The organism is Ornithinimicrobium carbonis (assembly GCF_977012275.1).
The window spans coordinates 3,359,375-3,371,812 of record NZ_OZ348993.1 but is presented as its reverse complement, the minus strand read 5'-3'; the positions used below and the strand labels follow the sequence as shown (position 1 = coordinate 3,371,812).

General features: G+C 72.9%; 12 protein-coding genes. 8 read left to right on the top strand and 4 right to left on the bottom strand.

The features are described 5' to 3' along the window. Nucleotides 1–95 precede the first annotated feature (95 nt). From ACWHYA_RS15480 to ACWHYA_RS15450, 7 genes are all read left to right on the top strand, one after another. The gene (locus ACWHYA_RS15480; protein ID WP_425940811.1) at nucleotides 96–1,622 is read left to right on the top strand and encodes a sugar ABC transporter ATP-binding protein; all 1,527 of its coding nucleotides are present in this window, start codon (nucleotides 96–98) and stop codon (nucleotides 1,620–1,622) included. Then, nucleotides 1,619–2,683, top strand: coding sequence for an ABC transporter permease (locus ACWHYA_RS15475; RefSeq protein WP_425940812.1), 1,065 nt, complete (start codon nucleotides 1,619–1,621; stop codon nucleotides 2,681–2,683). Before ACWHYA_RS15480 ends, ACWHYA_RS15475 begins: the two co-directional genes overlap by 4 nt. Before the next feature lie 106 nt (nucleotides 2,684–2,789). Beyond that, nucleotides 2,790–3,872: a substrate-binding domain-containing protein gene (locus tag ACWHYA_RS15470; protein ID WP_425940814.1), complete on the top strand. Its 1,083-nt coding sequence runs from the start codon at nucleotides 2,790–2,792 to the stop codon at nucleotides 3,870–3,872. A 151-nt stretch (nucleotides 3,873–4,023) separates the two neighbouring features. Continuing rightward, complete coding sequence (locus ACWHYA_RS15465; protein ID WP_425941028.1) at nucleotides 4,024–5,202, top strand: Gfo/Idh/MocA family protein; 1,179 nt, start codon at nucleotides 4,024–4,026, stop codon at nucleotides 5,200–5,202. Beyond that, nucleotides 5,199–6,200, top strand: a complete 1,002-nt coding sequence (locus ACWHYA_RS15460; protein ID WP_425940816.1) for a sugar phosphate isomerase/epimerase family protein — start codon at nucleotides 5,199–5,201, stop codon at nucleotides 6,198–6,200. Before ACWHYA_RS15465 ends, ACWHYA_RS15460 begins: the two co-directional genes overlap by 4 nt. Nucleotides 6,201–6,309: 109 nt before the next feature. Next, a complete protein-coding gene (locus ACWHYA_RS15455) occupies nucleotides 6,310–7,521 on the top strand; it encodes an FAD-binding protein (RefSeq protein ID WP_425940818.1) in 1,212 nt (403 codons plus the stop codon). A gap of 197 nt (nucleotides 7,522–7,718) precedes the next feature. Continuing rightward, nucleotides 7,719–8,132, top strand: a complete 414-nt coding sequence (locus tag ACWHYA_RS15450) for a hypothetical protein (protein WP_425940819.1) — start codon at nucleotides 7,719–7,721, stop codon at nucleotides 8,130–8,132. 12 nt (nucleotides 8,133–8,144) lie between these two features. Here ACWHYA_RS15450 and ACWHYA_RS15445 read toward each other — a convergent pair whose 3' ends face one another. The 4 genes from ACWHYA_RS15445 to ACWHYA_RS15430 are packed head-to-tail and all read right to left on the bottom strand — an operon-like array spanning nucleotide 8,145 to nucleotide 10,817. Next, nucleotides 8,145–9,023, bottom strand: coding sequence for an aldose-1-epimerase (locus ACWHYA_RS15445; RefSeq protein ID WP_425940820.1), 879 nt, complete (start codon nucleotides 9,021–9,023; stop codon nucleotides 8,145–8,147). Then, entirely contained in the window at nucleotides 9,020–10,042 is a 1,023-nt protein-coding gene (locus ACWHYA_RS15440) for an NADP-dependent oxidoreductase (protein WP_425940822.1), read from the bottom strand. The genes ACWHYA_RS15445 and ACWHYA_RS15440 overlap by 4 nt, the downstream gene beginning before the upstream one ends. Before the next feature lie 36 nt (nucleotides 10,043–10,078). After that, nucleotides 10,079–10,315 carry a hypothetical protein gene (locus tag ACWHYA_RS15435; protein WP_425940823.1) on the bottom strand — a complete coding sequence of 79 codons (237 nt, stop codon included), beginning with the start codon at nucleotides 10,313–10,315 and terminating at the stop codon, nucleotides 10,079–10,081. Continuing rightward, entirely contained in the window at nucleotides 10,296–10,817 is a 522-nt protein-coding gene (locus ACWHYA_RS15430; protein ID WP_425940825.1) for a hypothetical protein, read from the bottom strand. The genes ACWHYA_RS15435 and ACWHYA_RS15430 overlap by 20 nt, the downstream gene beginning before the upstream one ends. A gap of 55 nt (nucleotides 10,818–10,872) precedes the next feature. Here ACWHYA_RS15430 and ACWHYA_RS15425 point away from each other — a divergent pair, with 55 nt between their 5' ends. After that, nucleotides 10,873–12,402: a plasmid pRiA4b ORF-3 family protein gene (locus tag ACWHYA_RS15425; RefSeq protein WP_425940827.1), complete on the top strand. Its 1,530-nt coding sequence runs from the start codon at nucleotides 10,873–10,875 to the stop codon at nucleotides 12,400–12,402. Nucleotides 12,403–12,438 lie beyond the last annotated feature (36 nt).

Here is a 12,438-nt window from a genome sequence, read left to right as displayed (position 1 = left end):
GGCGACGACCATTCTGCCAGCACCTCGTCCGACTTGGGGTGATCCGGGCAACACTTTTGCTTGACGCCCGACATAAGTGCCCCTAGTGTTCCCGCATGGTCACCGTCGACTCGACCCCGCCGCAGCCGCTGCTGCGCATGGCGGGCATCGTCAAGCACTTCCCGGGCGCCAAGGCGCTCGACGGGGTGGACCTCGAGGTGCTGCCCGGCGAGGTGCACTGCCTCCTGGGGCAGAACGGCGCGGGCAAGTCGACCCTCATCAAGACGCTGTCGGGCGCGCACCGCCCGGACCGGGGCGAGATCTTCGTCGACGGCGAGCCGGTCGTCATCGACTCGCCCACCGCGGCCCTCTCGCTGGGGATCGCGACCATGTACCAGGAGCTCGACGTCGTCGACGGCCTGAGCATCGCCGAGAACATCTTCCTGGGGCACGAGCTCCAGCAGGCCGGCGTCCTGCGCCGGGGCGAGGCGCACGCCCGCACCCGGGACCTGCTGGCCCGGCTCGGTCACCCCGAGCTGTCGCCCGGACGCGAGGTGGGGCAGCTCTCGTCGGCGGGCAAGCAGATCGTCTCCATGGCCCGGGCGATGTCGCGCGAGGCCAAGATCATCATCATGGACGAGCCCTCCGCCGTCCTGGACCCCGAGGAGGTGGACAACCTCTTCCGGGTGGTCGAGGCGGTCCGCGCCGAGGGGGTCTCGGTCATCTACATCTCCCACCGGCTGGACGAGATCCGACGCATCGGCGACCGGGTGACCGTCCTCAAGGACGGTCGGACCGTGGCCACGAACCTCGTCGTCGAGGAGGTCACCACCGCCCAGGTCATCTCGCTGATGACCGGACGCGAGGTGGAGACCGACTTCGGCGGCAGCTCCGCCGGCCTGCAGGGCCAGGAGCCACTCCTGGAGGTCGACGGCCTGTCCCTGGCGGGCACCTTCACGGACGTCTCGTTCGTGGTCCGCCCCGGAGAGATCGTCGGCCTCGCCGGCCTCGTGGGGGCCGGACGCTCGGAGGTGCTGGAGACGGTCTACGGCGCCCGCCGGGCCACCGCCGGGCACGTGCGGGTCGCCGGTCGCGACCTCCCCCGCGGGTCGGTCCCCGCCGCCGTCGACGCGGGCGTGGGGCTGGCCCCCGAGGAGCGCAAGTCCCAGGGGCTGCTGCTGGACGAGCCGGTCTTCCGCAACGTGACGCTGTCCACCTTCGCCCGCTTCGCCCGCGGCGGACTGCTCGACGAGCGCGCCGAGCGGCGCGCCGCCGACGAGCAGATCGAGGCGCTGGGGCTGGTCCCGGCCGACCCGGACCGGGTCACCCGCACCCTCTCCGGCGGCAACCAGCAGAAGGTCATGCTCGCCCGCTGGCTCGTGCACGGCTGCTCGGTCCTGCTCCTGGACGAGCCCACCCGCGGTGTGGACGTCGGGGCCCGGGCCGAGATCTACCGCCTCATCCGGCGGCTCGCGGCCGACGGTGCCGCGATCGTCCTGGTGTCCAGCGAGCTGGAGGAGGTGCTCCAGCTCAGCGACCAGGTGCTGGTGATCGCCGACGGCCGGGCCGTGCACCAGGGCCCCGCCGACGACATCGACGAGCACCGGGTGCTCGACCTGGTCATGGAAGGAACACACGTATGACGACCACCGACGACGCGTCGAACCCCCCGGCGTCCCCGGACCAGCAGAGGGGCCCGACCCCCGAGCAGGGCAGCGGTCCCGACGAGGGGTCCGGGCGCAGGAAGCTGTCCCTGGGTGCCCTCGGCCGCGACCTCGGCCTGGTCGTGGCGCTGGCCGCCCTGCTGGTCCTGGGGGTGGTCACCTCCGGCGAGCGCTTCCTCAGCGTCAGCAACCTCATGGTCGTCCTGCAGCAGGCCGCCATCATCGGCGTGATCAGCATCGGGGTGACCTTCGTCATCACCTCCGGCGGGATCGACCTGTCGGTCGGCTCCGTCATGGGGCTGGCCACCGTCTGGGCGAGCACCCTGGCGACCCAGACGATGGCGGAGAACTCCCACTGGATCGTCATGGTCTTCACCGCCGTGCTCGTGGGCACCGCCGCGGGGACGATCAACGGGATCATCGTGGCCTACGGCAAGGTCGTCTCCTTCATCGCCACCCTGGCGATGCTGGTGGCCGCCCGCGGACTGGCCGAGATCATCTCCGACCGCCGGACCCAGATCGTGCAGGCCGACGGCTTCCTCGACGCCTTCCGGGGCGACCTGCTGGGGATCCCGGTGATCGTCTGGATCTTCGTCCTGGTCGCCGTGGCCGGCTGGTTCCTGCTCAACCGCACCACGTTCGGCCGGCGCACGGTCGCCATCGGCGGCAATCCGGAGGCGGCGCGGCTGGCGGGGATCAAGATCCACCGGCACACCGTCATGGTGTTCGCCCTCAGCGGGATGACCGCCGGGATCGCCGCGGTGATGATGCTGGCCCGCACCACGGCCGGGTCCTCGACGAACGGCTACCTCTACGAGCTCGACGCGATCGCCGCGGTCGTCGTCGGCGGCACCCTCCTCATCGGCGGGCGCGGCACCATCGTGGGCACCGTCCTGGGCGTGCTCATCTTCGCCACGCTGACCAACATCTTCATCCAGAACAACCTGTCCATCTCGGTGCAGGCGCTGGCCAAGGGGGCGATCATCGTCGGCGCCGTGCTGCTGCAGCAGCGCTTCGCGGCCCGGTCCAGATCGTCCTGACCACCCCGCCCACCCCACCACCCCCGAACTCCCGAACCCCCGCCCACCCCACCACCCCCGAACTCCCGAACCCCCGAACCCGCACCACCTGTCGAAGGAGACACCCATGGCACGCACCACCAGCTTCCGCCGTCCCGGCCGCGCCTCGAGCGTCGTCGCGGTCATCGCGTCGGTCGGCCTGCTCGCCGCCTGCACCGGCAACACCGAGGACGAGGTCGGGGGAGGGGACGACGACGAGGCAGCCGCCTCCGGCGAGGCGGCCCCGGCACCGGCCGGCGGCAACGACGAGACCGGGGAGACCGTGACCATCGGTTTCTCGGCCCCCGCGGCCGACCACGGCTGGATGGGGTCCATCACCCAGTCGGCGATCGACGAGGCCGGGGAGTACGACGACATCGACCTTCAGGTCGCCGAGGGCACCAACGACGTCAGCCTGCAGATCTCCCAGGTGCAGACCTTCATCAACGACGGGGTCGACGCCATCGTGCTGCTGCCCTTCGACGGGGCGGCCCTCACCGAGATCGCCACCGAGGCCATGCAGGCCGGCATCCCGGTCATCAACGTCGACCGCGAGTTCAGCGCGCCGGAGGCCTCCCGGGTCACCGTCCTGGGCGACAACTACGGCATGGGCCGCAGCGCCGGGGAGTACATCTGCGAGCGGCTCGGCGACCAGCCCGACGCCGTCGTCGCCGAGATCGCCGGCATCGACAACCTGCCGCTGACCCAGGACCGCAGCCAGGGCTTCGAGGACGCGCTCGGCGAGTGCGGGCTCGACGTCGACAACCGGGTGGCCGCGGACTTCACCGTCCAGGGCGGCGAGTCGGCGACCTCGAACCTGCTGCAGGCCGCGCCCGAGATCGACGCCATCTGGAACCACGACGACGACCAGGGCGTGGGCGTGCTCGCCGCGATCGAGAACGCCGGCCGCGACGAGTTCTTCCTCGTCGGCGGGGCGGGTTCGGCCAACATGATGCGCGAGATCCAGTCCGGCGACAGCGTCGTCGAGGCGACGGTCATCTACCCCTCCACCCAGGCCGCGGACGGCATCCGCCTGGCCCGCCTCGTCGCCCAGGAGAAGGGGATGAGCGACCTCGTCGAGAGCGAGGTGCCCCGCATGGTCCAGCTCTACGCGCCGGTCGTGACGTCGGAGAACGTCGACCAGTACCTGGACATCGCGTTCGAGTCGTGAGCCCCGGGGCCCCGGCCGCACCGCGCGGCCGGGGCCCGGCCCGACACCCCCGACGACGCGAGAGGACGAGATGGACGCCAGCGACAACGGCAACGGCAACGACAGCCACGACGACGACGACCGCCACGACGACGGTCACCTGCGGGTGGCGATGATCGGGTACGCCTTCATGGGGCGGGCCCACTCCCAGGCCTGGCGGGTCGCGCCCCGCTTCTTCGACCTTCCCCGGCAGCCGGTGATGCAGGTCCTCGTGGGCCGCTCGCAGGACCGGGCGCAGGAGGCCGCCCGCCAGCTGGGCTGGGCCGAGGTCGCCACCGACTGGCGCGCGGTGCTGGAGCGCGAGGACATCGACCTGGTGGACGTCTGCACCCCCGGGGACACCCACGAGGAGATCGCGGTCGCCGCCCTGGAGGCCGGCAAGCACGTGCTCGTGGAGAAGCCGATGGCCAACACGCTCGCCGAGGCCGAGCGGATGGCCGCGGCGGCCGAGCGGGCCGCGGCGTCGGGCGTGCGGGCGATGGTCGGCTTCACCTACCGCCGGGTGCCGGCCGTGGCGCTCGCGCAGAAGATGGTCGCCGAGGGCCGGATCGGGCAGGTCCGGCAGGTGCGCTGCCAGTACCTGCAGGACTGGCTGGCCGACGAGCAGACGCCGTTGTCGTGGCGCACCGACAAGGAGAAGGCCGGCTCCGGCGCCCTGGGCGACATCGGTGCGCACGTCGTCGACCTGACCCACTTCATCACCGGCCAGCGCGTGGCCGCCGTCTCCGGGATGCTGCAGACCGTGGTCCCCGAGCGGCCCCGGGCGGAGAGCTTCGCGGGGCTCAGCGGGGTCGCCGGCAGCGAGCGCGGCCCGGTGACGGTGGACGACGTGGCGCTGTTCACCGCCCGGCTGGAGTCCGGCGCCCCGGCCGTCTTCGAGGCGACCCGGATGGCCTGGGGCCGCAAGAACGCGATGAGGATCGAGGTCAACGGCTCCCGCGGGTCGCTGGCCTTCGACTTCGAGGAGATGAACGTCCTGCAGCACTACGACGCCGACGCACCGGCCGGGGAGCAGGGCTTCACCCGCATCCTCGTCACCGAGCCCGAGCACCCCTACGTGGCCGCCTGGTGGCCGCCCGGCCACGGGCTGGGCTACGAGCACGGCTTCGTGCACCAGGCAGCCGACCTCGTCCGCGCGCTCGCCGCGGGCGAGCAGCCGACCCCCTCGTTCGCCGACGGCCTGGCCGTCCAGCGCGTGCTCGACGCCGTCGAGCGCTCGCACGAGGACGAGGGGCGCCGGCACGCCATACCCGAGCACGAAGGCACCAGCCTGGAAGGAGCCGCACGATGACCCGACCGATCACCCTGTTCACCGGCCAGTGGGCCGACCTGCCGTTCGAGGAGGTGGCCCGCCTCGCGGGGGAGTGGGGCTACGACGGCCTCGAGATCGCCTGCTGGGGCGACCACCTGGACCCGTGGCGCTGGGACGACGACGACTACGTCGCCGGCAAGTTGGCGACGCTGGAGAAGAACGGTCTGCAGGTGTGGACCATCGCCAACCACCTCAAGGGCCAGGCCGTCTGCGACGACCCCATCGACCAGCGGCACCGGGACATCCTCTCCGACCGGGTCTGGGGCGACGGTGACCCCGAGGGCGTGCGCGAGCGGGCCGCCGAGGAGATGAAGAACACGGCCCGGCTGGCCAAGCGGCTCGGGGTGAGCACCGTCACCGGGTTCACCGGGTCCTCGATCTGGAAGTACGTCGCGATGTTCCCGCCGGTGTCCGCCGAGCTGGTCGAGGCGGGCTACCAGGACTTCGCCGACCGGTGGAACCCGATCCTCGACGTCTTCGAGGAGGAGGGCGTGCGCTTCGCCCACGAGGTGCACCCCAGCGAGATCGCCTACGACTACTGGACGACCAAGCGCACCCTGGAGGCCATCGGGCACCGGGAGGTGTTCGGGCTCAACTGGGACCCCAGCCACATGGTGTGGCAGGACATCGACCCGGTCGGCTTCCTGTGGGACTTCCAGGACCGGATCTACCACGTGCACTGCAAGGACACGAAGAAGCGCGTCGGCAACGGCCGCAACGGCCGGCTCTCCAGCCACCTGGCGTGGGCCGACCCGCGCCGCGGCTGGGACTTCATCTCCACCGGCCACGGGGACGTGCCGTGGGAGGACGCCTTCCGGATGCTCAACGCCATCGGCTACGAGGGTCCGCTGTCGGTGGAGTGGGAGGACGCGGGCATGGACCGCCTGGTCGGTGCCCCGGAGGCGCTGGAGTTCGTGCGCCGCTTCGCCTTCCCCGCCCCCGAGGCGGCGTTCGACGCGGCCTTCAGCACCCGCTGAGCCGCGACGTCGGCGCGGTGGGACCGGGCCGGGCTCCTCCCCGGGTGGTGGGGGCCCGGCCCGGTGCTGTCCGCGCCTTCAGCAGCACGCGGCACGGGAGGATGGACGGATGAGCACCAACTGGGGCGGCAACCTCGGGTATGCCGCCGCGCGCCTGGTCGAGCCCGCCTCGGTCGCCGAGCTGCAGGCGCTGATGCCGACGCTGGAGGAACCGCGGGCCCTGGGCTCGCGGCACTCCTTCAGCCGGGTCGCCGACACCTGCGGCGTGCAGGTCTCGACCGCGTCCCTGCCGCGGGCGGTGGACATCGACGGCGACCGGCGGGTGGTCCGGGTCGAGGGGGCCGTGCGCTACGGCGACCTCGCGCCCGTGCTGGACGAGGCCGGCTGGGCACTGGCCAACCTGGCCTCGCTGCCGCACATCACCGTCGCGGGGGCGGTCGCCACCGGCACGCACGGGTCCGGCGACGCGGTCGGGTCGCTGGCGACCCAGGTGCAGGCCCTCGAGGTCGTCGACCGGGCCGGCGTGCTGCGCCGCCTCGGGGCCGACCACCCGGACCTGCCCGGAGCGGTCGTCGCCCTGGGCCGCCTCGGCGTGGTCACGGCCCTGGAGCTGGCGGTCGAGCCGACCTACGAGGTCGCCCAGACCGTCGTCGAGGACGTCCCCCTGGACGGCGTGCTCGCCGACCTGGACGGGGCGACCTCGCTCGGCCGCAGCGTCTCGCTGTTCACCACGTGGACCTCGCCCGACGCGCTTGACCAGGTCTGGGTCAAGCGGCGCACCGACCACCCCGCCGGTCCCGACCCGGCCGAGGTGCTCGGGGGACGACCCGCGGCCGGGCCGCGGCACCCCATACCCGGGGTCGATCCGGGGCCCGCGACCACGCAGGGTGGCGTGCCCGGGCCCTGGTGGACCCGGCTGCCCCACTTCCGCCTGGACCACGTGCCGTCGGCCGGCCGGGAGATCCAGAGCGAGTGGCTGGTGCCGCGGAGGCACGCCGTCGCGGCGGTCGAGGCGGTCCGGGGGATGGCGGGACGGATCGCGCCCCTGCTGCAGGTGTGCGAGATCCGCACGGTCGCGGCGGACGGGCTGTGGCTGAGCATGGCCTGCGGCACCGACGTCGTCGGCCTGCACTTCACCTGGCACCTGGACCCCGCCGGGGTCGTTGCCGTGCTGCCGGAGCTGGAGGGACGGCTGGCGCCGTTCGGTGCGCGACCGCACTGGGGCAAGGTGCACCGCGAGGAGGAGCTGGACGCGGCGTCCCTCTACCCGCGGTGGGGCGACTGGCTGGACCTGCAGCGACGCTGGGGCGTCCGGGTCTGAGGGGAGGCTGGGGCGGGCGCCCAGGCCGTCCTGCCTCGTGTCAGCTCGTGCAGCACGTGCGAGCGCAGGCACGGGCCGCACGGAGGACGTCCACCGAGAGCGAGCTCCCCGTGCTCGACCAGGCGCATAAGGACCGAGGCTCCCGGTCGGCCGCTAGAGTTGTCGCCGCTGAAGGCACCGTCACCGGAGGGGGAGCCGTGAGGGGCGAGCACGAACCAGGAGGTGGGGAACGGCCGAGCAGCTGGACCGGTCTGGTCCTCGCCCTGGGCCTGGGTGCCGCCACGTACGCCGCCTGGCTGGCGTGGGACACCGAGTACTACTTCGACGAGGCCGTCGGCGCGTTCCAGGGCCCGTACCGCGCCGCCCAGGTGGTGGGTTGCGCCGTGACCTTCGGGATCGTGACCGCGCTGCTGGCGATGCGGTGGCGCCCCGTCGTCGTGGCTGCCGGGGCGTCCATCGGCTTCTGGGCGTTCTGGACGGTGCAGGCCGCCACCCAGGACGAGAGCGGCCTGTTCCTCGTGGGTTCGGCTCTGCTCCTCATCGGCCTCGGCGCGGGGAGCGCCGTCGCCAGCGCGATCGGCTACGCCTGCCGGGTGCGGGGAGCCGGGTGAGGCCCGGATGCTCTACGACGCGCTGATCCGCAGCGTCAGCGTCCGCGTCGCCCCGGGGGCCAGCAGCACACCGTCGGGGTCGCGGTTGAACGCGTCCGGCGGGCAGGTCATCGGCTCGACCGCCGCTGCGACCCGGCCGATGCGCTCCCCCGTGTAGAGCTGCACCCACGGGGCGTCACTGTCGAGGCGCACGCCGGGGGAACCCGGGTGCGTGAGCTCGACCGCCCAGGGGGTGGGCAGGCCCGTGAACGCGTGGTCGACCGAGAGCCCGCGCAGCGTGGTGGGTCCGTCCGGGTCGATCCCGACCTGCGTGGCGGGGACGACCTCGGTGGGCGAGGAGCGCTCGTCGGTGAGCAGCACGGAGCCGGCAGGGAGACTGACCCGGCACTCGTCGAGCGGCCGTCCGTCGCAGGTGAGGTAGGGGTGGGTGGACGCCCCGAACGGCGCGGGCTCGGGCCCGGTGTTGCTGCCGGACACCGCGATCGAGAGCCCGCCGGCGTCGAGCGTGTACGCCACGGTGCAGCGGACCTGGAACGGGTAGCCGTAGGAGGCCGGCAGCTCCAGCACCCAGGTGGCGCCGGACGGCGTGCGGTCGGCGAGGTCCCACCGTTGGAAGGCGGCGAGTCCGTGCAGGGCCGCGCCGGTCTCCGGCTCGTTCACCGGCAGGTGGTATGCCGTGCCCCCCGCCTCGTAGCGTCCCCCCACGACCCGGTTCGGCCAGGGGACCAGGGTCCGGCCGCGCCAGGCGTCGTCGTCGAGCCGGTCGGCGGGGACGGGATCGACGAGCCGGTGCCCGTCGTGGGTCAGCGACAGCAGGGTGGCGCCCACCTGGGCGACCGTCGCCTCGTAGTCACCGGCCCGCAGGTCGACGACGGTGCCATGGATGCTCATGCCCGCACCAGGAGCTTGCCGAAGTTCTTCCCCTGGAGCATGCCGATGAAGGCCTCCGGGGCGTTCTCCAGCCCGTCGACGACGTCCTCCCGGTAGCGCAGCTTCCCGTCGCGCACCCAGGCCGAGGCCTCGGCGAGGAAGTCCTGATGCATCTCCGGGACGAACTCGTTCTGGATGAACCCCCGCACGGTGAGGCTCTTGGACAGGACCAGGGAGAAGAACCCGGGCAGGCGGTCCTTGCGCTCCAGGTCCACGCCGTTGTACTGCGCCACCAGGCCGCACACCGGGATCCGCGCGTAGAGGTTGAGCAGCGGCATCACGGCCTCGGCCACGTGACCCCCGACGTTCTCGAAGTAGACGTCGATCCCGTCGGGGACGGCGTCTGCCAGCGCGCTCGCGAAGTCCGGGTCGCGGTGGTCGACCGCCGCGTCGAACCCGAACTCCTCCAGCAGCGCCCGGCACTTCTCCGGCCCGCCGGCGATGCCGACCGCCCTGGCGCCCTTGAGCTTGGCGATCTGCCCGACGGCCGAGCCCACCGGCCCGGTCGCGGCGGCGACGACGACGGTCTCGCCAGTCCTGGGCCGGCCGATCTTCAACAGCCCGGAGTATGCGGTGAAGCCGGGCATCCCCAGCACCCCCAGGGCCGTCGACACCGGTGCCGCCGAGGGGTCCAGCCGGCGCACGTGGCCACCGTCGACGACGGCGTGCGACTGCCAACCGGCGCCGGCGAGCACGTGGTCACCCTCGGTGAGGTCGGGGTGCTTCGACTCCAGCACCTCCCCGACCGTGCCGCCCATCATCACGTCGCCCAGCTCCAGGTGCGCGGCGTAGGACTTCGCGGTGCTCATCCGCCCCCGCATGTAGGGGTCGAGGGAGAGGTAGACGGTGCGCAGCAGCACCTGCCCGTCGGCCACCTCGGGGAGGTCGACGACCTCGGTCCGGAAGTTCTCCGGGGTCGGCGCCCCGTCGGGGCGGGAGGCGAGGACGATCCGGGTGCTGGTCTTCGGGTGTTCGGCCATGGGAGCAGTCTCGCCTGCCGGCGGGTCCGTCATCGGTCAGGGGGAGGACTCGGCCCTGTCCCGGCGGATCAGGCCGGCCTCCCGCGCCCAGGTGTCGGCACTGGCCTGACGTCGGGCACGGTCGAGGCCCAACGCCCCGGATGCCTCGGCCAGGAGCAGGGTCTCCTCCAACCAGGCCAGTCGCTCGGCCGGGCTGCTGCGTGAACGTGCACGCACGGCCGACGAGGTGTCCGACGTCCCGCGCCAGAGGTCGTCAACGTCCCGGGTCGTCATGGTCCTCCACCGTAGGTTCCTGCGCGAGCTGCGACAACGCTGCGACGTCTGCCAGGTCCTGGGGCCGTCCGGATGCCTGCTTCATCCGCAGCAGGTGGGCGACCGACGCGACCCGGACCGGGACGCCGGCCACATCGAGCACGCTGGAGCCCTTGAACAGCTCGTCGAACGGAACGGGGCTCGTGGCCAGCAGGTCCACCTCGCGCAGCGCGTCGGACGGGTCGTGCAGCGTGAACGCGACGAGGTTGCGCTCCTCGACCCAGGCCCGACGGACCTCCGGGTCGGCGAACTGTTCGGCCGGCACGGGCAGCCTGGGGACCAGACCCTGTGCACGCAGGACGTCCATCGCCTGGAGCACGTTGTCGGCGGCCAGGTTCAGGGCCAGGTCGAGGTCGACGGTCGTGCGGACGTGGCCCCGGAGCACGACCGCGACCCCGCCGACCACGACGTACTCGACCTCGGCATCGGCAAGGGCAGCCAGGAGATCCAGGATCCGGCGCACGTCCACGACTCTACGGGAGCCCCGGGCGCCCGGGCAGAGCATCTACCCTCGTCCCGTGAGCGACCACGACCAGACCGAAGAGATCCGTCGGTGGGTGCAGGGGCTGTCCCAGACCGAGCTGCAGGGAGTGCTGGACGGCATCCTCGGCGGCGGGGGCGGCGGGCTCGGGGCCTTCGCGCCGGAGGCGGAACGGCATACCCCTGCGATGCCCGAGCTGCCCGACCCGCCGGACGAGCCGTCCGCGCTCACGGTGCGGGTCGACGTCGACGGGACGAGACCGCCGGTGTGGCGCCGCCTGGTCCTGCGCGGCGACCTGATGCTGGACGAGGTGCACGAGATCCTGCAGGCGGCGTTCGGGTGGCAGGACTACCACCTGCACACGTTCTGGCCGGGGCCGCACAAGCGCGTGTGGCGGGGGCCGTCGTTCCTCACCGAGTTCGACCTCTCGGAGGGGGAGGAGGGCGTGCTGGAGTCGGAGGTGCAGCTCGACCAGCTGCTGCGCGAGCCGGGAGACCGGCTGTTCTACACCTACGACTTCGGCGACGACTGGACCCACACGCTCAAGCTGGAGTCCGTCGGGCCGCTCGACGAGGAGGCCCCGACGGCCGTCTGCACCGGCGGCCGGATGGCCGGCCCGCTGGAGGACTGCGGCGGGGTGACGGGGCACAACGAGCTCGTCGCGGCACACCTCGCCGAGCCCTCCCTGCGGGGTCTCGACCGTGAACGGCGTGAGTGGCTGCCGCCGGACTGGGACCCCACGGAGTTCAGCGCCGAGGAGGTGGAGCAGCGGCTGTCTCTCATCGGCCTGTCGACCGAGGAGATCCTCCAGCGGCTGGGGGCGTCCGGGGAGCCGGGCGACACCGGGCCGTTCCCGGCGGCGCTCGAGCCGTTGCTGGACATCGCGCTGGCGCCCACCGTGGTCGAGCTCGGGCAGCTGGTCGAGCGCGCCCGCACCGAGCACCGGGCCGAGCTGACCGCCGGGGACCTCGCGGCCATCGCCCGGCCCTACCGCTTCCTCGTGGAGCTGGCCGGCGAGGACGGCATCCCGCTGACGGCGGCCGGGTGGATGAAGCCGGCCTACGTCGAGCGGACCTACGGCGAGCTGGGCCTCGACGAGGACTGGATCGGCAAGGGCAACCGGGAGGACCAGACCCTGCCGGTCGCCCAGCTGCGACGCACCTGCCAGGAGCTGGGGCTGCTCCGGAAGCACAAGGGTCGCCTCGTGCCGACCCGCCTGGCGCGGGGGCTGACCACGGACCAGGAGTATGCCGAGGCGCTGGCCACGCGTCTGCTGCCCCACCGCGACACCTGGGTGGAGGTGGCGGGGGTGCTCTTCGCCCTGCTCACCGCTGCCGAAGGGCGCCCCTCGTGGGACCACTGCGACACCATCGCCCGGATCCTCACCGAGTGCGGCCTGCGGACCGGCCCCGCCGGGGTCGACCGGTGGCACGTCATGGAGTGGGTCCGCCCGGTCTCGGCCGCGTTCCGTCGGGCGACGGGGGAGAGGTCGCTCGGCCGCGCCGGGACGGAGCAGGACCACCGGGCGGTCGCGCTGGCGCGGCTGGCTCTGTGGCCGGAGACGTAGCGGGTCCGTCCGCCCCGTCCGTGAGGTCAGCTGCGG